The 21,852-nt window shown below is 73.3% G+C and carries 20 protein-coding genes and 1 pseudogene; 7 read left to right on the forward strand and 14 right to left on the reverse strand.

Annotated features, from left to right (window positions below; genetic code table 11):
* The first annotated feature begins 44 nt into the window (after positions 1-44).
* A complete protein-coding gene (locus O7626_RS15495; RefSeq protein WP_278061864.1) occupies positions 45-521 on the forward strand; it encodes a hypothetical protein in 477 nt (158 codons plus the stop codon).
* Positions 522-694: 173 nt separating this feature from the next.
* Here the strand turns inward: O7626_RS15495 and O7626_RS15500 are convergent, their stop codons facing one another.
* On the reverse strand, positions 695-2,578 hold the full coding sequence (locus O7626_RS15500; protein WP_278061865.1) for a thiamine pyrophosphate-binding protein: 1,884 nt from the start codon (positions 2,576-2,578) through the stop codon (positions 695-697).
* Positions 2,579-2,594: 16 nt separating this feature from the next.
* Positions 2,595-3,719 carry a Vms1/Ankzf1 family peptidyl-tRNA hydrolase gene (locus tag O7626_RS15505; protein ID WP_278061866.1) on the reverse strand — a complete coding sequence of 375 codons (1,125 nt, stop codon included), beginning with the start codon at positions 3,717-3,719 and terminating at the stop codon, positions 2,595-2,597.
* A gap of 226 nt (positions 3,720-3,945) precedes the next feature.
* Here O7626_RS15505 and O7626_RS15510 point away from each other — a divergent pair, with 226 nt between their 5' ends.
* Positions 3,946-4,485, forward strand: a complete 540-nt coding sequence (locus O7626_RS15510) for a hypothetical protein (RefSeq protein WP_278061867.1) — start codon at positions 3,946-3,948, stop codon at positions 4,483-4,485.
* A 43-nt stretch (positions 4,486-4,528) separates the two neighbouring features.
* Here the strand turns inward: O7626_RS15510 and O7626_RS15515 are convergent, their stop codons facing one another.
* Positions 4,529-4,903: a DUF3817 domain-containing protein gene (locus O7626_RS15515; protein WP_278061868.1), complete on the reverse strand. Its 375-nt coding sequence runs from the start codon at positions 4,901-4,903 to the stop codon at positions 4,529-4,531.
* 246 nt (positions 4,904-5,149) lie between these two features.
* Between O7626_RS15515 and O7626_RS15520 the strand changes: the two are divergent.
* Positions 5,150-6,001 (forward strand): annotated as a pseudogene (locus O7626_RS15520) (DMT family transporter); the annotation flags it as partial.
* A 76-nt stretch (positions 6,002-6,077) separates the two neighbouring features.
* On the opposite strand, the gene O7626_RS15525 reads toward O7626_RS15520, so the two are convergent.
* The 8 genes from O7626_RS15525 to O7626_RS15560 form a co-directional block, all read right to left on the reverse strand.
* The gene (locus O7626_RS15525; protein WP_278061869.1) at positions 6,078-7,031 is read right to left on the reverse strand and encodes a PrsW family glutamic-type intramembrane protease; all 954 of its coding nucleotides are present in this window, start codon (positions 7,029-7,031) and stop codon (positions 6,078-6,080) included.
* Between the two features lie 33 nt (positions 7,032-7,064).
* Positions 7,065-8,237, reverse strand: a complete 1,173-nt coding sequence (locus tag O7626_RS15530) for a zinc-dependent alcohol dehydrogenase (RefSeq protein ID WP_278061870.1) — start codon at positions 8,235-8,237, stop codon at positions 7,065-7,067.
* 26 nt (positions 8,238-8,263) lie between these two features.
* Complete coding sequence (locus O7626_RS15535; RefSeq protein ID WP_278061871.1) at positions 8,264-9,202, reverse strand: SRPBCC family protein; 939 nt, start codon at positions 9,200-9,202, stop codon at positions 8,264-8,266.
* An 81-nt stretch (positions 9,203-9,283) separates the two neighbouring features.
* Complete coding sequence (locus O7626_RS15540; protein ID WP_278061872.1) at positions 9,284-10,021, reverse strand: GPR1/FUN34/YaaH family transporter; 738 nt, start codon at positions 10,019-10,021, stop codon at positions 9,284-9,286.
* A 200-nt stretch (positions 10,022-10,221) separates the two neighbouring features.
* A complete protein-coding gene (locus tag O7626_RS15545) occupies positions 10,222-11,505 on the reverse strand; it encodes a citrate synthase (protein WP_278061873.1) in 1,284 nt (427 codons plus the stop codon).
* A gap of 268 nt (positions 11,506-11,773) precedes the next feature.
* On the reverse strand, positions 11,774-13,996 hold the full coding sequence (locus O7626_RS15550; protein ID WP_278061874.1) for a sulfatase-like hydrolase/transferase: 2,223 nt from the start codon (positions 13,994-13,996) through the stop codon (positions 11,774-11,776).
* Complete coding sequence (locus tag O7626_RS15555) at positions 13,989-15,461, reverse strand: class I SAM-dependent methyltransferase (RefSeq protein WP_278061875.1); 1,473 nt, start codon at positions 15,459-15,461, stop codon at positions 13,989-13,991. Before O7626_RS15555 ends, O7626_RS15550 begins: the two co-directional genes overlap by 8 nt.
* Before the next feature lie 15 nt (positions 15,462-15,476).
* A complete protein-coding gene (locus tag O7626_RS15560; protein ID WP_278061876.1) occupies positions 15,477-15,626 on the reverse strand; it encodes a hypothetical protein in 150 nt (49 codons plus the stop codon).
* A 267-nt stretch (positions 15,627-15,893) separates the two neighbouring features.
* On the opposite strand from O7626_RS15560, the gene O7626_RS15565 reads away from it, so the two are divergent.
* A complete protein-coding gene (locus O7626_RS15565) occupies positions 15,894-16,295 on the forward strand; it encodes a VOC family protein (protein ID WP_278061877.1) in 402 nt (133 codons plus the stop codon).
* A 61-nt stretch (positions 16,296-16,356) separates the two neighbouring features.
* Here the strand turns inward: O7626_RS15565 and O7626_RS15570 are convergent, their stop codons facing one another.
* A complete protein-coding gene (locus tag O7626_RS15570; protein WP_278061878.1) occupies positions 16,357-17,055 on the reverse strand; it encodes a helix-turn-helix domain-containing protein in 699 nt (232 codons plus the stop codon).
* Positions 17,056-17,157: 102 nt separating this feature from the next.
* Between O7626_RS15570 and O7626_RS15575 the strand changes: the two genes are divergently transcribed.
* Entirely contained in the window at positions 17,158-18,312 is a 1,155-nt protein-coding gene (locus O7626_RS15575; RefSeq protein WP_278061879.1) for a phospholipase D-like domain-containing protein, read from the forward strand.
* 158 nt (positions 18,313-18,470) lie between these two features.
* Positions 18,471-19,061 carry a hypothetical protein gene (locus O7626_RS15580; RefSeq protein ID WP_278061880.1) on the forward strand — a complete coding sequence of 197 codons (591 nt, stop codon included), beginning with the start codon at positions 18,471-18,473 and terminating at the stop codon, positions 19,059-19,061.
* A 60-nt stretch (positions 19,062-19,121) separates the two neighbouring features.
* Here O7626_RS15580 and O7626_RS15585 read toward each other — a convergent pair whose 3' ends face one another.
* Positions 19,122-19,814, reverse strand: coding sequence for a hypothetical protein (locus tag O7626_RS15585; protein WP_278061881.1), 693 nt, complete (start codon positions 19,812-19,814; stop codon positions 19,122-19,124).
* A gap of 92 nt (positions 19,815-19,906) precedes the next feature.
* Positions 19,907-20,812 carry a LysR family transcriptional regulator gene (locus O7626_RS15590; RefSeq protein WP_278061882.1) on the reverse strand — a complete coding sequence of 302 codons (906 nt, stop codon included), beginning with the start codon at positions 20,810-20,812 and terminating at the stop codon, positions 19,907-19,909.
* A 72-nt stretch (positions 20,813-20,884) separates the two neighbouring features.
* Here O7626_RS15590 and O7626_RS15595 point away from each other — a divergent pair, with 72 nt between their 5' ends.
* Entirely contained in the window at positions 20,885-21,841 is a 957-nt protein-coding gene (locus tag O7626_RS15595) for an EamA family transporter (protein WP_278061883.1), read from the forward strand.
* The last annotated feature ends 11 nt before the right edge of the window (positions 21,842-21,852 follow it).

Here is a 21,852-nt window from a genome sequence, read left to right on the forward strand (position 1 = left end):
CCGGGTTTGCTCCGGAGGGGCACGATCTCGGATGATCCACGGTTGTGACCCAGTTGCACTTCGGAGCTGCCGGCGGCCCCCGCTACGCCAGCTACTTCGCCATCGCCGTCGTCCCGTTCGCGCTCGTGGTGGCGGGGGTGGCCGGCTGGCAGGTGGCGTCCGGCGAGGGACTGCGCCCGCTCGCCCTGGCGACCCTGGTGACCAGCCTGACCGGGCTGCTGGTGGCGGTCGGCCTGGTGCTGGCGGAACGTCGCGGTCGGGCCGGCCGCTCGGCGGGACCGGACGGGATCCGCACCGGCCGGCAGAGCGTGCTCGGCTGGCCCCGGATAGCCCGGCTGAGCCTGCACGACGGAGCCGACGACCAGCGTCTGCTGGCGGCCTGGCCGGTCGGGGCGCGCACCCCGGTCTGGCTCGGTTCGGTCGACCGGGCCGACGTACCGGCGGACGAGGCGGTCCGGCTGGTCGAGCAGTGGTCCGGCCGCCAGGTCGAGCCGGCCCGGCCCGCCGCCGAACGCGGCTGAGAAATTTCCGGGCCGCCGTGCAGCCCACCTGATCGACTCCCGGCCCGCTGCCGAACAAACCTGGTCGACTCCCGCCGCTTCGAAAGCGGCAGACCGAAGCGGCAGACCGAAGCGGCGGACCGGAGCCACAGACCAGGTCGGCAGACCAGACGCCGGCGCCGCTCCGGGGCGGATCAGACCAGGTCGGCGCCGTTGGCGGCCCGCTCCCGCAGGGCCTGGGCCCGGCCCCGGACCGCCGTACCGGCATCCTCGGCGAGGGCGTCGGCGGTCAGGCCGCGCAGGTCGGCGAAGGGCTGTTCCGGCGCGTCCAGCGGGACGGCCGGGTCGACCACCGCCTCGATCAGGGTCGGCCGGTCGGCGGCGAGCGCCTCCTCCCAGGCCGGCCCGACCTGCTCCGGCCGGTCCACCCCGATCCCGTGCAGCCCGAGCAGCCGGGCCCAGCCGGCGTACGGGACGTCGCCGTCGAGTACCGCCGCCGGGGTCGGCATCCCCGGTGCGGCGGGACGGTCCAGCTCCGCCGCAGGTGTCCGGACGGGTGCGCTGTCGGCCGGAAGTGCGCTGTCCGGCCCCCGCTCCGGCTCGCCGCCCCGGCCCGCCCGGTCGGAGTTGTTCAACACCAGCACCACCAGCCGGGGATCGGGCCACTCCGGCCAGTGCCGGGCCACGGTGATCAGCTCGGCCAGCCCGCCGGACTGCATCGCGCCGTCGCCGAGCAGTACGAAGACCGGCCGGTCCGGGCTGGCGAACTTCGCCGCCACGGCGTACGGCAGGGCGGAGCCGACCGAGGCCAGCGTGCCGCAGAGGTGTGCCGGTACGCCGGGCGGCAGTTGCAGGTGCCGGGCGTACCAGTAGGTGACCGATCCGACGTCCACCGCGACCGAGGCGTCGGCCGGCAGCCGGGGTGACAGCTCGCGGACAACCAGTCGGGGGTTCAGCCGGCCGGTGCGCTCCTCGGCCCGGGCGGCGCACTCGGTCCGGGCCCGGTCCACGGTGCCCTCGATCATGTCGCGCCAGTCCCGGTTGCGCCGCTGCGGCACCCGGGCCAGCAGCGCCCGCAGCGTCTCCCGGGCGTCACCGACCAGCGGCACGTCGATCGGGTATCGGCTGGCCAGCCGGCTGCCGTCGATGTCGATCTGCACCGCCGTGGCCTGGCCCGGCATCGGGTAGTAGCCGGTCCACGGGTCGTTGGTGCCGATCATCAGCAGGGTGTCGCAGCCGGCCATCAACTGCGCGCTGGCCGCCGTGCCGACCTGGCCGAGCACCCCCGTGTGGTACGGCAGCCGCTCGTCCAGCACCGGCTTGCCGAGCAGCGAGGTGGCCACCCCGGCGTCGAGCCGGTCGGCCAGCTCGACGATCTCGTCGGCGGCGCCGTAGCCGCCCTGGCCGACCAGGATCGCCACCCGCCGCCCGGCGCCGAGCAGCTGGGCGGCGGCGTCCAGGTCGGCATCGTGCGGCAGCACCCGGGCCGGTGGCAGGCCGGGCGCCGAGGCGAGCACGCCGCCGCCGTCCGGGTGCGGCATCCCGGCGGGCACCGGTTCGCCGAGCAGGTCGTGCGGCACCACCAGGCAGGTCGGGCTGCGGGTCGACACGGCGGTACGGATCGCCTGGTCAAGCAGGTAGGGCACCTGCTCCGGCAGCGCTGCGGTACGCAGGAACTGGGCGCAGACGTCGCCGAAGAGCCGGGGCAGCTCGATCTCCTGGTATCCGCTGCCCAGCGCCCGGTACGGCTGCTGCCCGATCACCGCCACCACCGGCTTGCCGTCCAGCCGGGCGTCGTATAGGCCGCCGAGCAGGTGCAGCGCCCCCGGCCCCTGGGTGGCCAGGCAGACCCCGACCGTCCCGGTGTACCTGGCGTGCCCGGCCGCCATGAACCCGGCCGCCTCCGGCTGCCGGGACGGCACGAAGCCCGGGTCCCCGCCGGCCCGGCGCAGCGCCTCGACTATCAGCGCCACTCCCTCGCCGGGCTGCCCGAACACCCGGGGCACCCGCCAGGCCCGCAGCCGTTCGACGAGCAGGTCGGCGATGGTCCGGTCGGTCACCGCCGCGCTGGTCCGCACCGCGGACCGCCCCGGGTCAGCCATCACGGCCGGCCGGGGTGCTGGCGTCGACGTAGCGCAGGATCGCGCCGACCCCGTCGGTGAGGTCCGGCGCCTGCTCCGGACCGAGCACCGTGAGCCCGGCGTCGGTACCGACGAGCGCGCGGACCAGGGCGGCGTCGGCGCGTACCCGGCGCGGGTCGGCGATCGAGACCGCCCGGAGTTCGTCAGGATCGCCGGCGATGTCGGTCGGTTCCGGGCCGATCCAGAGTTCGTCGGTCGAGGAGGGGTCGTCCACGATCAGCATGGTGTCCACCTGGCCGCGTTGCAGCGCGGTGACCACCGCGTCCAGGCCGGCGCCGACGTCGCGCTGCATGCCGAACTTGTCCAGCGCCACGTCGGTGTGTGCGGCGGCGACCTCGGCGATGGCCTGCACGGTGACGTCGTCGAAGGCGGTCTGGTCGGCTCCGGCGGCCGGGAAGCCGGCGTCGGTCTGCACGACGCGGTCCTGCCAGAAGGCCGGCAGCTGGCCGGCGAGCAGCTGCCGGGCCCGGGTCTCCCCGGCCACCACGATCACCTCGGCGCCGACCCGTTCGGCCAGCGCGGCGGTGGCCGACGCGGCGTCACCGGCGTTGCGCTGCCAGACCAGCTCCGCCGCGTGCTGGAAGTGCGGCTGCGACCAGCCGCCCGGCTGCACCTTGCGCAGCGGCCACCGGTTGCCGCCATCGACGTGCGCGTGCCGGGGGACCCCGCCGGCACTCACCGCGTCGATGTCCGCGCCGGTGCGGCTGGCCAGCACCCGGACCCAGGGCACCTGGGCGTTGCGTTGGGCGACCAGCGGCATGGTGTGCGCGACCGGCCCGTGCAGGGCGATGTCCTTGCGTGGCGGGGCCGAGAGGTACTCGGTGAGCACCACCTCGCCGCCGGTGGCGAACGCGGCCAGCCCGTAGTCGCCGGGCATCGGGTCGTGCCCCCGGACCACGGCGTCCAGGGCCGCCACGTCGCGCGGGTCGGTCCGCTGTTCCGCCAGCCGCTCCTGGAGGGCCCGCCACCGCAGGTCGAGTGCGGGGTGGGCGTCGTGGGTGTCCCGGGAGGCGTCCAGGTAGACCGACGTCCACGGGCCGGGATGGGCACAGATCGGACGCAGGAAGGACAGCTGCATGGGTCGTCCCCTCTCCAAGCTCGCGGCGGGGTTACCCACGCCGGTCGGCTTGTCACCTGGCCGGCCGGCCGGGAGCCCTGGACCGGGGCGGAACCGGCCCGACCGGGCGCCAGCAGCCAAGAGTGAGCGGATTGTCACATAACGTGAAACTGATTCACTCACTGCCCGTTCATTCGTCATGATCGATACAATTCGTGCTCGGGAGCGGACTCTCGGTGGTGAACGCATGGACGAACTGTTTCCCGAGCGGGTCGCCTGGCGTCCCGGGCCGGTCGTCACCGGTCACGTCGTACGGCTGTTGGAGGGTTACTCCCGGGAGGTCCGGATCAAGCAACCCGTCCTGGTCGCCGTACTCGGCACGGCGGCGGTGGTCAGGGTGGTCCTGCTGCTGCTCGCCTCGGTGCTGCGGGCGGGTGCCGGCGGCGGCGCCCGACGCAGATGGAAGGAACTACGCAAGGGGCCGGAGTTCCTGGTGACCCCGCTACGGCTGCGCGACGGCAGCGGCGTGCTGTGCGAGATGGAGATCCACGGGCACCTGCCGCAGAGCGCCCTGGAACCGGCCGACCACGTGCAGGTCACCGTACGCTCGCAGCAGGCCGTCGGGCTGGCGCCCCGGGTGGAGCGGATCGTCAACCTCACCACCGGGCAACTGCTCACGCCGCGTACCCCGACCCTCTGGTCGCACCTCGGGCCGGCCCTGCTGCTCCAGGCCGCCATCGGCCTGCTGCTGATCGGCGCGTTCGTCGCCTGGATGGTCCTCCGCTGAGCGCAGCGTCTCGGCCTCGCCGGATCCTCCTCCGGCCCGCCGGTCAGCTCCGGGCGGAACCCTCCAGGGGGCGGTCGGTGGCGGTGGCCGGCGCACCGGCGACCGGGCCGGCGGAGGCGACCGTCAACAGGCCACGGCGGCGGGCCCACCGCTCGAAGCCGAGGGTGGCGAACGGCGGCACCGCGCAGACCAGGGCGACGGCGACGGTGAGCCAGCGCCACCGGCCGAGCCGGGCCACCAGCAGCACCAGGCCGACGTAGGCGACGAAGAGTCCACCGTGCACCGGGCCGAAGATCTGCACGCCGATCTCGTTGCGCGGCGGGCCGTACTTGACGGCCATCCCGATCAGCAGGGCCAGCCAGGAGAACGCCTCGGCGACCGCCGCCAGCACGAACAGCCGCACCACCGTACGGTGCATCAGGTCTCCTCCCGCTGGTCGGCCGCGGCCGGTCGCCGCCGGTCCGGTCCGGTCCGGCTGACAGCTTAGGCGACGCCGCCGGGCCGGCCGGGCGGACGGGTCCGCGGGCGTCGCGGTACCAACCGTGGGGATGACGTTCTCACCCTTCCGGGTGAACCGGACGGACCATGCCTACACCGAGCGGCGTAGGGGTGATGCCGCCCACGGGGTGACGCCAGGAGAGCCGCCACGGAGGATCATGAGGTCATGACGATCCATGGTCTCGGGGGGCCGGCCGTGATCGCACTGGTACTGGCGATCGTGCTGTCGGTGGCCTCAGCGGCGGCGTACGCCGCCGCGGCGGTGCTACAGGAACGGCTCGCCACCCAGGCCGGACCGACGGGGGACGCAGGGCGGGGCTATCTCGGCACCGTCCTGCGCCGGTCCGGCTGGTGGCTGTCGGTGGCGGGGAACGGAACCGGCGCCGCCCTGCACGTCGCCGCGCTCGCGTACGGGCCGCTCTCGGTGGTGCAGCCGCTGGGCGTACTCACCCTGGTGCTCGCGCTGCCGATCGCGGCGGCCACCATCGGTCGCCGGCCGTCGGCCCGGCAGTGGTCCGGGGCCGCCGCGACGGTGGCCGGCCTGGTCCTGCTGCTCGCACTGACCATGCCCGGAGCGGGCGAGCATGACCTGCGGCCGGGGCAGGGGTGGCTGCTGACCGGGGTGGCCGCCGCACTGGCCGCCGGGCTGGTGCTGGCCGGCCGGGCCAGCGGTTCGGCCCTGGCGCGCAGCCTGCTCACCGCGACCGCCGCCGGGATCGCCTTCGCGGTCGCCTCCGCGCTCACCCAGCTCGTCACCGGGCTCGTCCGGGACGGCGGCGCGGTGCTCGCCAGCGCGAGCCTGGCGGTGGCGCTGGCCGGAATGGCCGCGGCCGGGCTGCTGCTGTCCCAGGTCGCCTACCGGGGTGCCGGGCTGGGCGCGCCGCTGGCCACCGTGACCCTGGCCAACCCGATCGCCTCGGCCGCCATCGCCGTGCTGCTGCTCGGGGAGCGGACCGCCGGCGGCTACTGGGGCGGACTGGCCGCGCTGGCCGGTGCCGGCCTGGCCGCCTGGGGTGTGCTGCGACTCGCCTCGACCGAACCGACCGCCCGGCCCCGCCGGGGGTTTCGGCCCGGACGCCGGGGACCGGGACGGCTCAGGGGGATGGCGCCCTGCCCGCACCGGTCGGCACCCGCCAGCCGCTCGCCGGTCGCTCCGGTCCGGGCCGGGCGGACCGCCACAGCGCCACCAGCCAGACGACCCCGACCACGCCGACGAGCGTCAGCCCCAGCCCTTCCAGCGCCGGCATCAGCGCCGCCTGCACCGGAGTCGGCCGGCCCAGCGAGCCGTCCAGGGTGAGCAGGCCGCGTGCGCCGGTGAAGAGCAGGGTCAGGTAGAACGCGAGAACGTGCATCGCGTCCCAGAGCGCGTGCAGGATCGCCACGCCCAGATAGGCGTAGAGCAGCCGCAGGCCGACCACGAAGTGCTCCCGGGTACTGGGCGCGAAGAGCACGCCGCCGAGGACGGCGGTCCAGAGCCCGTGCCCGACCGGTGCCACCAGGCCGCGCAGGATCTCCGTCTGCACCACCTGCACCACCGAGAGGCCCTGCACGGTGAAGAGCGCGACGAAGGCGTACCCGGCGGACTCCAGGGCGGAGAAGCCGAAGCCGACCGCGGCGCCGAGGACCATCCCGTCCCGGGTCGTCTTGGTGGCCAACTGCCGGGTCAGCAGCGCCAGCGCGGCCAGCTTGGCGGCCTCCTCGATCAGCCCGACCCCGAGGAAGAGCAGCGCCGACGGGCGCAACAGGTACGACTCGAGCACGGCCGAGGCGAGGATCCCGAGTACGCCCCCGGCGAGGAAGGTGCCGAAGACCCCGCTGACCGTGACCTCACCGGTGTCCCGGCGCTGGAACGCCCAGGCCACGAAGGTCACCGGCACCAGGAAACTGCCCAGCAGCACCAGGGTGGGCAGCAGGGTCGGGTTTCCGGTGAGCAGGATGACCGCCACCGTGCCGAGCCAGAGCGCCAGACCGGTCAGGAAGATCCGTAGCCACTGCCGGCGCGGCGGGTCCGGGACGGCTGCCGTCCACTGCCTGCCGACGCCGTCCATCCCGCCTCCGCACCGTCCGTCACGCCCCGCGTCTCAGGTCCTGAGCACCACCTTGACGCACTCGTCCGCCTTCTGCCGGAACATCTCGAAGCCGATCGGCGCGTCGTCGAGCCGGAGCCGGTGGGTGATGACGAAGCTCGGATCGACCTCGCCGCGCCGGATCCGGTCCAGCAGCATCCGGGTGTAGCGCTGCACGTGGCACTGCCCGCTGCGCAGCGTCAGCGACCGGTTCATCAGCGAGCCGATCGGGAACTTGTCCACGAAGCCGGCGTACGCCCCGATCACCGAGACCGTGCCGCCGTTTCGGCAACTCATGATCGCCTCGCGTAGCGCGTGCGGCCGGTCGGTCTCCAGCCGGGCCGACTGCTTGGCGCGGTCGTAACCCGACAACAGCGCCGACGAGTGGTGCCCCTCCATGCCGACCGCGTCGATGCAGGCGTCCGGCCCCCGGCCGCCGGTCGTCTCGCGCAGCGCCTCCAGGACGTCGACCTCCTCGTAGTTCAGCGGCTCGGCACCGACCCGCTCCTGCGCCATCCGCAGCCGGTACGGGTACCTGTCGATCGCGATCACCCGCTCGGCCCCGAGCAGGTACGCGCTGCGCATCGCCAGCAGGCCCACCGCGCCGGCACCCCAGACCGCGACCACCTCCCCGCCGGTCAGCCCGCACATCTCGGCGCCCATGTACCCGGTCGGGAAGATGTCGGAGAGGAAGAGGACCTTCTCGTCGGACAGGTCGTCGGGAATCTTGATCGGTCCGACGTCGGCGAACGGCACCCGGGCGTACTCGGCCTGGCCGCCGGCGTACCCGCCGAGCATGTGCGAGTAGCCGAAGAGGCCGCCCGGCGAGTGTCCGAGCAGCTTCTCGGCGAGTCCGGCGTTGGGGTTGGAGTTCTCGCAGAGCGAGTAGAGGCCGGCCTGGCAGGCCAGGCAGTTGCCGCAGGAGATGGGGAACGGCACCACCACCCGGTCGCCGACCCGCAGGTTGCCCACCTCCGGCCCGACCTCGACCACCTCGCCCATGAACTCGTGCCCGAGGATGTCGCCCTGCTTCATCGTCGGGATGTACCCGTGGAAGAGGTGCAGGTCGGAGCCGCAGATCGCGGTACTGGTGATCCGGACGACGGCGTCCCGGCCGTTCAGGATGCGCGGGTCCGGCACCTCCTCCACCCCGACCTTCTGCCGACCCTGCCAGCAGTTCGCCTTCATGGACATCCCTCCGGGTGCGCGGTCGGTCAGCGGGGCGGATCCGCCGGCTGCGGACGTGCCGGCCGCTGGAGCACCTGCTGCCGGGTGGCCAGCCCGGCCGGGCTGCCGTCCGACCGGACGACCTCGCCGGTCTCCACGACCTGCTTGAACCGGCGCAGGTCGTCCCGGACCTGCTGGCCGGGCTCCTCGCCGAAGAGCTTCGCGACCATCCGGCCCACCGCCCCGCCCGGCGGCGCGTAGACCAGGTCGACCCGGACCTCGGTGCCCCGGCCGCCGGCCGCCCGGCGCAACCGCACCCGCCCCGCGTTCGGCACCCGGGCGCCGCGCACCGACCGCCAGGCGATCGCCTCGCCGAGGGTGTCCTCGACCAGTTCGGCGTCCCAGCCGACCCGGCGCCCGCCGGGGGCCCTGGCCGTCCAGTGCGACCGTCCGCCGTCGCCTGCGCGGACCGACTCCAGGTGGTACATGAACCGGGGCAGGTTCTCGAAGTCCCGCCAGAACCGGTAGACCTCGTCGGCCGGGCGGTTGACGGTGACCGTGGCGCTGGCCCGTACCGCCCGGCGCCGTGCCCCGGCGGAACGCCCGGCGCGGACCGCGGCCAGCAGGTCGACGGCGGTGATCGCGGCCACGGCTGCCAGGGTGGCGGTGACCCGCCGGCGGCGCTCGTCGCGCCGTCGCGGCAGCGCTCGGGCGAGCAGCAGCAGGTCCAGCGCGTCCCCGGCGACCCGGACCCAGGCCCAGCCGGCCGGTCGGGGCGCGAACAGCAGCCCGGGGGCCGGCACCAGTTCCCGGGCACCGATCGCCCGGAGTACGCCGGCCGGAACGCGTTCGTCCACCCCGGTCAGTCCGGCGAGCCGGGCCGGCACGGCGAGCGCCGCGACACCGAGGCCGAGGCTCAGCACGCCGAGCGCCCGGGGCAGGAGTTGCCGGCCGACGTCCGGCATCTCCAGCTCTCCGTCGGGCAACTCGGACCTCCCGTCGGGCAGCTCGGACCTCCCGTAGGGCGTGTCCAGCCGTGCTCCGCGCATGCTGCTCCCCGTTCGCCGCTACTGGCCGACCTTGATGCCGGGCTCACCGGCCATGAACTGGATCACCTGGCGGGGCTCCCGGCCCGGCACGTTCGGGCCGCGCAGCTTGCCGATCGGCAGGATCACCCGGCGGAAGGTGCCCTCCAGCATCATCGCCGTCGCCGTGTACCAGGCGATCACCGAAGAGGCGATCAGGATGTAGGCGCCGGCGGTACGCCAGGGCGAGATGTCCGCGATCTGGCCGACCGCCAGACAGGTGGCCCCGGCGGCCAGCGTCGCCAGCACCAGGGTCAGGCCGATGTTGTCGGCCAGCGCGGCGAACGCGCCGGACCAGGTGATCGCGGCGAGCGCGGCGAACCAGAAGCCGAGCGCCACGAACGGGGTCGGCTGGACCAGTACGCCGATCGAGATCAACAGGTAGAGGAGGCCGTAGGAGAGCCAGAAGGCGCCCCAGATCCCGTGCATGGCGGTGGCCAGGCCGTCCCGCGCCCGGTACGCCCACATGCCGGCGAGGAACTGCGCCAGCCCGCCCAGCATCGCCGCGAACGGGAACAGGAAGGTCGGCGTGGCGGTGTTGCCGTACCAGCCGGCGAGGTTCGTGGCGACGACGAAGGTGGCGGCCGCGTACCCGAAGAGTCCCAGGATCGATGGCGCGGCCACCGGTTGTAGGGAGATCTGGGCGTGGTTGCGCCAGAATTCGAACTCACCATCATGACCATCGTGACTCGGCTGTGCCGAACGTGACATCTGGGTCATCACAGGCTCCTTCTACGCAGCGGTTCGCACCGCTTCGACGCGGTCGGGCGCGTGGCCACCGCCGACTACCCGGTGCGGGAGCCGTTACACGGAAGGTCGCCTTCGTCCGTCAGCGGTCGCGCTCAGACGCCAACCGGCCGCCGACGCGGGTTACGCGTCGACGGCCGGGAACGACCGGACCTGGCCGGGCCTGGGTGGGATCAGCGCTTCTCGACCGGTACGTAGTCCCGCTCGGCGGCGCCGGTGTAGAGCTGCCGCGGACGGCCGATCTTGGTCTCCGGGTCCGAGATCATCTCCCGCCACTGCGCGATCCAGCCGGGCAGCCGGCCGAGCGCGAAGAGCACCGTGAACATCTTGGTCGGGAAGCCCATCGCCTTGTAGATCAGGCCGGTGTAGAAGTCGACGTTCGGGTAGAGCTTCCGGGAGACGAAGTAGTCGTCGGCGAGCGCGATCTCCTCCAACTGCATGGCGAGATCGAGCAGCGGGTCCGGCTTGTTCATCCGGGCCAGTACGTCCTGGGCGGCCTTCTTCACGATGGCGGCCCGAGGGTCGTAGTTCTTGTAGACCCGGTGCCCGAAGCCCATCAGCTTGACGCCCGGCTCCTTGTCCTTGACCCGCCGGACGAAGCCCGGCACGTCGCCGCCGCCGGTCCGGATGTCGTCGAGCATCTCCAGCACCGCCTGGTTGGCACCGCCGTGCAGCGGGCCGAACAGCGCGTTCACCCCGGCGGAGACCGAGGCGAAGAGGTTCGCCTGGCTCGAACCGACCAGCCGGACCGTGGATGTGGAGCAGTTCTGCTCGTGGTCGGCGTGCAGCACCAGCAGCATGTCCAGCACCCGGGCCACCACCGGATCGACCTCGTACGGCTCCGCCGGCACCCCGAACGTCATCCGCAGGAAGTTCTCGACGTACCCGAGCGAGTTGTCCGGGTAGAGCATCGCCTGCCCGATCGACTTCTTGTACGCGTACGACGCGATCGTCGGCACCTTGGCCATCAGCCGGACCGTGGAGATCTCCACGTGCTCCCGGTCGAACGGGTCGAGGCTGTCCTGGTAGAAGGTGGAGATGGCACTCACCGCGGACGAGAGCACCGCCATCGGGTGCGCGTCCCGGGGGAAGCCGTCGAAGAAGCGCCGCATCTCCTCGTGCAGCAGGGAGTGCCGCCGGATCCACTCGTCGAACTCGCCGAGCTGCTCGGTGGTGGGCAACTCGCCGTAGATCAGCAGGTACGACGTCTCCAGGAAGGAGGACTTCTCGGCCAGCTGCTCGATCGGGTAGCCCCGGTAACGCAGGATGCCCGCGTCACCGTCGATGTAGGTGATCTCGGAGGAGCAGGCCGCGGTGTTGACGAACCCCGGGTCGTAGGTGACGTACCCGGTCTCCTTCAACAGGTTGCCCGTGGCGATGCCGGCTGGGCCGTCGACCGCGGGCTTGACCGGAATCGACAGCTGGCCGCCCGGGTGGTCGAGTTTGACATCCGTCATGTGATCCTCGCTTCGCCGGCAGAATCTACGTTGAATTGCCTTCACTTTTTACGGTAAACGTGCAGGGTAGCGGAGAACCTTTCGTGGTCGACCGGTGAGTGATGCATCACGCCAGTCACACGTTTGCGCCCGCACCGAAACCTGCTAGCCGTTCCGGCGACCGGCAAACCCGGGCCGCTTCGACGCAGGGCATCCCGGCCGGCGACGCGCCGGCCGCCGGCCGGCAGACCCGCAGGTCGGTCGGCACAGCGCAGGGCAGACCGGCCGGTCAGCCGCGCAGCGGGCGCAGGGTGCCGGTCTCGGTGACCTCGAACACGTCCACGGTGTTGCGGCCGGGCAGGAAGAGCGACTCGTCCGGGACCAGCGCGCCGAACCGCTGCCCACCCGGATCGGGTGCCACCACCGGGGCCACCGCGCCGACCCGGCCGTTGACCGCCACCGCCAGCAGGGTGCCGTTGCGCACCGAGTCGGGCACCGTGCCGTAGACCAGCGCCGGCAGCCGGCCGCCGGTCTGGTCGATCCGGTCGAAGTCGGCCCGGTTCCGCACAGTCACCGTGCCTGCCTCCGGCCCGAGCGGCAGCTCGGCGACCGACCGGCCGATCAGTTCCGGTCGGGGCTGCGCCGGGAGTACCGGGTGGGCCCGGCCGGCCAGCACGTCGGCGAAGACGCCGGCCGGCACCGTACGCGGCTTTCCCGGCTGGTCGTAGAAGTGCTTGTCCCCCGGCTGGCGGGTGGTACGCAGCGCCGAGGTGCCGTCGGTCTGCCACGGCACCCGTACCCCGGCCAGGTCGGCGACGGTCGGCAGCAGGTCGACGTGTTCCCAGTTCCGGTCGTCGACCACGCCGTCGCGCTGCCCCGGCCGCTTCACGAAGAGCGGCACCCAGAGCACCTCCCCCGGCGCCTGCCGCACCGCGCCGAGGCCGCGCCCCTGCACCCCGGGGGTGAAGCTGACCCCGTGGTCGGCGGTGAGCACCACGAGCGCGTCGTCGTAGAGACCGGTCTCGTCCAGCCGGCGCAGCGTCTCGCCGAGCAGCCGGTCGGTGTACTCCAGTTGCAGCAGGTGCCGCCGGTGGGCCAACTCCACCCAGCCGTCGCCGTCGTTCGGCATCCCGTCCGGGGACTCGTAGCGGATCCCGGAGGGCAGGTAGTTCCACGGCGAGTGCGGCAGCAGCAGGTGCAGGAAGTGCAGCGTGGGCCGGACCGTCGGGCGGAGCGTGGCCAGGAAGTCGGCGAACCGGGCCGGCTGGTTCTCGTCCAGCTTCCCCCAGCGGAACTGCGGATCGGTAGGCGGCGGCGGGGCGTCGGCCTCCCCGGCCTCCCGCCGGGTGATCTCCCGGTAGGAGGCCTCCGGATCGCGCTGCCCGGTCTCGCTCGGCGAGACGATCTGCTCCAGCAGGGTGGCGCTCTCCCGCAGCAGCGTCGGCAGGCCGCCCCGGGCCGAACCCGCGGCCCGGTCCGGGCAGATCCGGGACGGGCAGAGCTGGGTGATGCTCTCCTGCGCCTGGATCTGGTACGGGCCGGCGAAAGCCGTGAACAGGTTGTCCGGATAGCGCGAGTGGTGCGGTGCCTGCTGCTCGCTCGGATAACGGCCGGTCAGCATCGCCGGCAGCGCGTACGGGGTGTAGCCGCTGACCCCGGTCGCGTTGCGGTACCAGGTCGACTCGCCGGCCAGCCGGGCGAAGTTCGGATAGCGGCGGGCGTCGACCGCACCCGTGGCGTCCAGCAGCGAGGTGAGTGGGAACTCGTCCAGGATCAGCATCACCACCGGCGGATGCGGGCTGCCGCCCCCGCTCGCCCCCGCACCCGACCCGGAGCGCTGCCCCGGCAGCACCACGGCGGAGGCGGGCGAGGCGAAGACGAAGAGCAGCACGAAGACCAGCGGCCCGGCGGCGGCGACCCGGAGCACCTGACCGGTCACCTGCCAGCGCCGGTACGCGTACGCCCCGGCGGCACCGAGCAGCACGGCGAGGAGCAGCAGCGGCGCCCCGCGTACCGGGGTGAGGTGCTTGCCCACCTGGATCGCCAGCGCGGCGAGCAGCAGGCCCAGGGTCCCGGTGTGCAGGGCGGCCCGGACCACCCGACCCCGGGCCGGACCGGCGAGACGGCGGGCCAGCAGCCCGAGCAGCGCACCGACCCCCCAGAGCACCAGCGGCGGCAGCAGCGTGTACGCCGCCACCAGCAGCAGGATCTCCCGCCGGCCGGCGCCGTGGAAAAGGAAGAAGTCCGGGCTCTTCCCGGTCACGTCGAGCAGCGGCTGGGTGATCACCAGGCCGCAGAGCGCCACGATCTCGACCAGCGCCCGCACCTCGACCCGTCCCGCCGACCGCCGCACCGGCTCCGGCCGATCGGCCGGATCGGACCGCTCCGCCGGCTCGTCCACCCCACCGGACACCTCGGGTGGTCGCTCGGCCCCACCCGGCAGATCCGGCGGTCGCTCGGCCCCACCGGGCAGCTCGGGCGGTCGCTCGGCCGAGGTGCCGGGCTCAGCCACGCGGGATCCCGAGATAGAGGGTGCGGGTGCCGGACGGCAGCTCCAGCCGGCGGACGATCTCGCAGCGCTGCCCGAGCAGCCGCTCGAACTCCTCCCGGGTGTAGTCCGGGAAGAGCCCGGCCGGCTTGTTGGCCAGCAACCGGACCGCCATCGGGTCGTCGGGATGCACGAACTCGACGACCAGCCGGCCGCCACCCTCGGCCGCCGCCAGCAACCCGACCAGCCAGTCGACGATCTCCGGCAGCGGGACGTTGCGCCCGATGGCCAGATGGTGCACCACGGCCAGCGCGAGCACCGCGTCCGCCTCGGCGCGGGCGGCGAACGAGGCCCGCTCCACGCCGCGCCAGCCGCCGCCCGGGGACGGGTCGGCCAGGTCCATCACCAGCGGCAGCACCCGACGCTCGCCGTCGGCACGCAGCGCCCGGTAGAGCCGGTCGACCACGGCCGGGTCGCTCTCCACCGCCACCACGTAGTCGGCGTACCCGGCGGCGAGCCGGGAGTAGGTGCCGTCGTTCGCGCCGAGGTCGAGTACCAGCCGGGACCGGTCCCTCTCGGCCAGCGCCTCGGCGACGAACCGTTCCTTGGCCTGGCGGTCGTCCGCCGAGTAGGTGCAGGTCTCCCGGTAGCCGGACCAGTGGCTCTCCGGCGGCTGCCAGTCGAGCCGGCCGACCAGCTTCTCCAGCGCCCGCAGGGTGGCCAGCACCAGCTCCCGGGAGAAACCGGCGTCCTTCAACTCCTTCCGCACGCTGCCGGTACTGGCGGCGGCGGACCGGCTCTGGATCGCGTCGTGCAGGTGGACGTGCTTGAGCACCCCGGCTCGGAACCGCCGGGTGCCGCCGAAGAGCCGGCGCAGCTCGCCCGCCTCGATCCCGTCGATCCGGGCGCGCAGCCACGGCTGGAAGTCCAACCCCAGGTGTGCCTGGAGCAGCAGCGGATAGAGCAGGGTCTGGCAGAACTGCCGGTAGCCGGCCCACGGCTCGCCGTCCCGGGCCGGCTCGAACGAACCGATGTCGATGAAGACCGGCTCGGCGCCCCGCCACTGGAGGTTGTACGCCGACCCGTCCTTGGTGCTGAACCCGGCCGGTACGGCGGCACGGAGAATCTCCAGGTGCAGCAGCGCGGCGTCCCGCAGCATCGCGAACGACCACTCGTACGGGTACGACACGAACGGGATGCGCTCGTGTCGGAGTACCGCGGTCCACTGCGCGGCGAGGCTCGCCGGCAGGGTCTCCGGGTCGGCAGTCTCGGTGCCGCAGACCTTGCCGTCGGCGAGCAGCCTGCCGAAGAACTCGGCTCCGGCGAGTGCCTGCCACTCCTGCGCGGCCTGCGGGCCGAGCCCGCGCAGGACCTGGCCGCCGGCGTGCAGGACCCGGTTCGCCGGGTCACGGAAGGAGCCGGGATCGGCTCGCGGAGGGGAATCGGGGATGGTGGTGGACGTTGCCGGCACGGGAGGTGGTGCGACCATCGGTTGTGGACCGCCTCAGTCCTGCTTCGACGGCTGCTTACGGAATCGACTGGTCAGTCTGCGCCAGTAGAGTTTGGCCGCCACCGCCACCCCGGCGACGCCACCGACCACGGCCTGCACGATGAGGCTGCCCGATCCCGCATCCAGGTAGGCCAGATCAGTCATCTCCCGGCCACCTCCCTTTCTGTCTACCCCCGTACCCGAAAAAGAGCGCCGTGTCGGTGCCGCCGGTCCCGACGGCCCGACCCGCGCTCAAGGACAACGCGGCCGACGTCACGCAACCCGCCGTTCAGGTGGCGGAAAGCGCAGCGTCGGTTGCCGTTGAACACACCGTACGCCGATGATCTGCCGACCGCACCGGCACCCGGAGCCCAGGCCCGGCAGGTCCGATTCGTTCAAGACGCGGACGCGACCCGTTCCTACGCTGGCCGAATGACACCGAGACTAGACGCATTCGGGCTGGTGGTGGCCGACATGGCCCGATCTCTGGCGTTTTACCGGAGGCTGGGGTTGGAGATCCCGGTTGAGGCCGACAGCGCACCGCACGCGGAACACACCCTGCCCGGCGGGGTGCGGCTGATGTGGGACACCGTGCAGACGGTCCGCTCGTTCGACCCGAACTGGTCACCGCCGGACGGGGCGCAGATCAGCCTGGCCTTCCGGTGTGCCGATCCGGCCGAGGTGGACAGCGTCTTCGCTGCGATGACCGGCGCCGGCCACGCCGCCCATCTCAAGTCGTGGGACGCCCCGTGGGGCCAGCGATACGCGGTACTGCTCGACCCGGACGGCAACGGCGTCGACCTGTACGCCCCACTCCCCCCGGCGCCCAACTGACCGCGTGTTAGGAAGGGCCCCCGCTACAACAGAAAACGATATGCGGGGGCCCTTCCTAAGCTCAGCGTCCTGCCGGACCGAGCAGCTGCCGCAGCGGTACGCCGGCCAGGCTTCTCACCTCGCGGGACAAGTGCGCCTGGTCGGCGTACCCGGTGCGGGCGGCGACCTCGGCGGCTGGCGTACCGGCCCGGGCCAGGGCCAGGGCGCGGCGCAGCCGCAGGATCCGGGCCAGCGTCTTCGGGCCGTACCCGAACAGGGCCAGGCTGCGCCGGTGCAGGTGCCGGGGGCCGAGCCCGAGCGCCTCGGCGGTGGTGCCGACGTCCCGCCCGGCGGCGAGCCCGGCGGTCAACGGTGCGGCGAGCGGGTCCGGGCCGCCGTCGGCGGCGAGCCGGGCGGCGGCGACCGCCTCCAGCACCTGGCCGGGCCGGTCGGCCGACGCCACCCGCTCGGCCAGCCCGGCCACCACCGGCTCCGGCCAGAGCGCGGCCAACGGCACCCGCCGGTCCCGCAGTTCGTGTGCCGGCAGCCCGAAGACCGCCGGGCCGGTGCCCGGCGGGAAGCGCAACCCGACGTACCGCTCCCCGGCCGGGCCGTCGGCGACGTGGGCGACGGTGTCCGGGCCGGCCACCAGCAGGCCGCTGCGACTCGACCAGATCAGGTCGGTGCAGCCGTCCGGCAGGACCCGTCCGGGTCCGGCGGCGGCCCGGGTGACCGTCCAGACGACGGCGCCGGGCAGCTCGGACCTCCGCTCCCGATACACGGCCCTCAGCCTGCCACCCGAACGGGTACGGCTGCCCGCCGCAGGCCGGGTTTGTAGCCGACCCGACATCGGAGCGGGGCACGGAATGCGAGCCTGTCGCACATGGCGACCTTCGCCGGCAGGAAAATCGAGGCGTACGTCGGCCCTCGGGAGCTCGGCGCGGCCGACGACCTCGAGACGGTGGTGGTCGACTTCATCGCCGGTGCCCGGGAGAGCCTCGACATCGCCGTCCAGGAACTCGACTCGGAGCCGATCGCCCAGGCGATCCTGGACGCCCGGTTCCGGGGCGTCAGCGTGCGGATGGTGCTGGAGCAGGACTACCTGCGGACGGCGAAGCTGCCCAAGGTCAGTGCCCGGCCCGGCGAGCCGGAGGTGGACGCCCGGCACCGGGCGCAGTGGGAGCCGGAGCCTGGCAGCCGCAGCCTGGAGCCGAACCGGCGGATCGTCGCCGCACTGCTGCGCTGCGACGTCGACGTGAAGGCCGACTACAACCCGGCGATCTTCCACCAGAAGTTCGCCGTCCGCGACTACCGGCAGCGGGCCGGCGCCCGGCCGGCGGTGCTCTCCGGCTCGGCGAACTTCACCGGCACCGACTGCCACCGCAACCTCAACCACGTGGTGGTCTTCTCCGACACCCGGGTCTGCCAGGAGTACGCCGACGAGTTCGCCCGGCTCCGGCAGGGCCGGTTCGGGCGCGGCGAGCACGGCCGGGTGCCGAACGCGTACAACGTCGGCGGGGTGCCGGTGAAGGTGCTCTTCGCCCCGGACCACACCCCGGAACTGGAGATCATGAAACAGATGCTGAAGGCGACCGACCGGGTCGACTTCGCCATCTTCACCTTCTCCGGCTCGTCCGGGATCGATGACGCGATGATCGCGCTGGCCGCCGCCGGGCGTACCGTGACCGGGGCGGTGGACCCCGGGCAGGGCGTGCAGAAGTGGGCCGCCACCCACGACCTCGACCGGGCCAACATCGCGCTGTACGCCCCGATCCGGTCACCGGCCTTCGGCAAGCTGCACCACAAGCTGATGGTGATCGACGAGGCGGTGGTGGTCGCCGGCTCGTTCAACTACACGGCGCCGGCCAACCAGTTCAACGACGAGAACATCTTCGTGCTCGGCAGCCCCTACCCGGACCTGCCGCGCCGGGAGGGCGGGCCGAGCAACCTCGACCGGTGCGCCGAGATCGCCGCCTTCTTTCGGGCCGAGATCGAACGGATCGAACTCGCCGGCCAGCGCTTCCTCGGCCGGCGTTAGCGGCTGAACCGGGCCGGCGGACGACTCGGTTGATCCGGATCGGTAGCCTTGGCCTCCGGAGTGCCGCACCGGCCGGCGTGCCGCTCCGGGTCGGTCCGGCCGGCGTGCCGCTCCGGGTCGGTAGGGGGCGGGCCGCGTTGCGGCCGTTGGAGGTCCAGGTGGCACGGCAGCGGGTCGGAGAGCACCGGCCGGGCGGGGCACCCGCGCCGCACCGTGGACCGGGCCGGAGCCGGCCGGTCACGCTCGGCGTCGACGTGGGTGGGGTTATCGTCATGCTCGCCGGGCGCGACGAGGACACCTCGTTCTTCGGCGGCCAGCCGCTGCGCACCCCGGCCGTGCCGGAGGTCTTCGAGGTGCTGGCCGCACTGACCGCCGAACCCTTCGCCGGGCGGATGCACGTGGTCTCCAAGGCCGGGCCCGGAGTTGCCGCGAACACCCGGGCCTGGCTGGCGCACCACGAGTTCTTCGACCGTACCGGCATCCCGGCCGACAACCTGCACTTCGTCCGGGATCGCCGGGACAAGGCACCGGTCTGCGAGCGGCTCGGGGTCACCCACTTCGTCGACGACCGCCTCGACGTGCTGGCGCACCTGGCGACGGTCGAGCACCGCTACCTGTTCCTGGGCGGCAACGCCGACCGGCCGCCACCCGGGAGTGTGCCGGACTGGGCGACGGTGACCGACACCTGGGCGGCGCTCGGCACGCTGCTGCCGGCGTCGGTCTCCGCGCCGACCGCCGACCGTCGGTAGCCGACCGCCGGTAGCCGAAGTCGGTAACCGACCGCCGGTAGCCGACGCCCCGCAGGCGGATCAGACCTGGTGCTCGACGCGGTGCCGGAGGTAGTCGTCGGAGGAGGTGCGGGCGATCCGGGTCGCCGTCGCCACCGTTTCGCGCAGTTCCTCGGGCCAGTTCCGCGGGTCCAGGTCGAGCCCCGGCAGGATGCAGCGCCGGACGTCGAGGTTCTCGTTGTCGACGAAGACCCGCAGGGCGGTGTCCTGCCACTCCCGCCGGAGATCCGCGACGGCGTCGTACTCGGCCAGGCTCTCCGGGGTGGGCGTGTCGGAGCCGGCGGGGTAGCTCAGCGGCGCCTGGGCCCAGTACCAGGCCCGGGCCGCACCGGCCCGTTCCGGGTCGGAACCGGTGCGCAGCAGGTCGAGCAGGGCCCGCTGCACCCTCCGGCGACCGAAGGCGGCCAGCGTGGGCTCGACGAGTTGCCGGTTGAAGCTCGGGTCGGGCTCGAGGACCGCCGCCCGGATCAGCGGCGTGAACCACTCCTCGGAGACCGGTGGCCGGACCGCCCGACCGATCGACCAACGCACCGCGTGCTGCCACCGCCGCCCCTGCTGCACCGGCTCGGGAGGCGCCACGCCGAGCAGCTCGATCAGCTCGTCGAGGCAGCGTTCGTAACTGGTCGAGGCGTCCTCGGTGCGGCCCGGCAGCGGCTTGAACAACCGTGGCGGCTCGGCCTGCGGCGCGGGCGGGTCGGCGTCGGTGCTCACCATGGCGGCCACCCTAACCTGTTCGGTGAACGGGCGTGCTCCACTCCACCATCCACAGTCGACGGCCGCACACGATCGGGGCACATGCGGGGCGGTCAGTGCGCTGGTGGGCGTACCCGGGCCAGTTCGTCCAGGACGGCGGCGATGGCCGGATGGACGGGGCCGTCGCCGCGCGGGCGCGTCACCGCGAAGATCCGGCGACCGGTGACCGGCCGGACCAGCGGTTCGACGTGTACCCCGGCCGGCACGTTCCGCAGCGCCATCCCCGGCACCAGCGCGGCGCCGAGCCCGGCCGCCACCAGGTCCAGGGTGAGCGCGAAGTCGATCGCCCGGTGCCGGATGTCGGGCTCGAAGCCGGCCAGGTGGCAGGCGTGCAGGGTCGACTCGCCGCACGGGGTGGACACGGCGCTGGCCACCCAGGGCACGTCGGCCAGGTCGGCGAGCCGCCCGGTGCGCCGGCCCCAGCCGGCCGGGGTGATCAGGTGCATCGGGTCGGTGGCGATCGGGTGCCGGTCCAGCTCTGCGGTGGCCGGCCCGGGAACGTGGTCGTACTCCTGGAGGACCGCGATGTCGAGTACGGCGGAGCGCAGGTCCAGCCGGCTCTGCCCGTCCTCGGCCTCGCTGACCCGTACGTCCAGACCGGGATGGGCGGCCATCGCCCGCGCGGCGGCCGGGGCGACCAGGGCCCCGGCGGCGGACGGGAACGAGCCGACCCGGACGGTCCCGGCGACCCGCCGGTGCGCCACGGCCAGCCCGGTGACCGCCTGCTCGACGGCGCCGAGGATCCGCTCGGCGTGCCCGGCGAGCACCTGGCCGGCCGAGGTGAGCACGACGCCCCGGCCGGAGCGTTCGAGCAGCGGATAGCCGGCCTCCCGGGCGAGCTGGGCGAGCTGCTGGGAGACCGCCGACGGGGTGACGTGCAACGCGGCGGCGGCGGCGGTCACCCCGCCGCGCAGCGCCACCTCGTGCAGCACCCGCAGGCGCCGGACGTCCAGATCCATGTAGCCACGCTATAGCCTCGGTTAAGAATCATGAACTGGACCTTAAACGAGCTGGCCGGCAGCGTAGGGTCCATGAGATTCGCGCACCGTATGCAGGCCGTCCTGGTCGCCGCCCTCTGGGGGATCAACTTCGTCGTCATCGAGGTCGGCCTGCGCGACCTGCCGCCGCTGGTGCTGACCGCGCTGCGCTTCGTCGCCGCCGCGCTGCCGCTGGTCTTCCTGGTCCCCCGGCCGACGGCCCGGCTGCGCTACGTCCTCGGCTACGGCCTGGTCCTCGGTGTCCTCAAGTTCGGCGTCCTCTTCGTCGCCATCGACGCCGGGATGCCGCCCGGCCTCGCCTCGCTGGTGTTGCAGACCCAGGCCCTGGTCTCGGTGCTGCTGGCCACCGCCTTCCTCGGCGAGCGACCCAGCGGCACCCAGCTCGCCGGGGTACTCACCGGCTCGGCCGGGATCGCCCTGCTGGCGGTCGGTGCGGGCGGGCACGCCACCGCGATCGGTTTCGCCCTCACCCTGGTCGCCGCCGGCAGTTGGGCCCTCGCGAACGTGCTGATCCGCACCAGCGGCGAGACCAGGCCGCTGTCCCTGCTGGTCTGGTCCAGCCTGGTGCCGCCACTTCCGCTGCTCGGCCTGGCCGGCGTGGTGGACGGGCCCCGGGTGGTCCTCGACGCAATCACCGGGATCTCCTGGACCGCCGTACTTGCGGTCGGCTACGTCGGCTACCTCTCCACGATTGTCGGCTGGGGCATCTGGAACCGGCTGATCGGCACCTACTCGGTGTCCCGGGTCGCACCGTTCAGCCTGCTGGTGCCGATCTTCGGGCTGGCCGCCGCCGCGCTGCTGCTCGGTGAGCCGATCACCGGGACCGAGCTGGCGGCCGGCGCTGTCGTACTGGTCGGACTCGCCCTGGTGGTGCGGGCCCCGGCGCAACGAGACGCCGGCAGGTCGGAGGCCAAGGCCGCCACCCGACCGTTGGCGACACCATCTGCGCGACACCGGACCGCGGCACGCGGAGTGGGTGAAGGGTGTTGAGGTCTGTCCGC

This window comes from Micromonospora sp. WMMD1102 (assembly GCF_029626265.1).
In the GTDB taxonomy this organism is placed as follows: Bacteria; Actinomycetota; Actinomycetes; order Mycobacteriales; family Micromonosporaceae; genus Plantactinospora.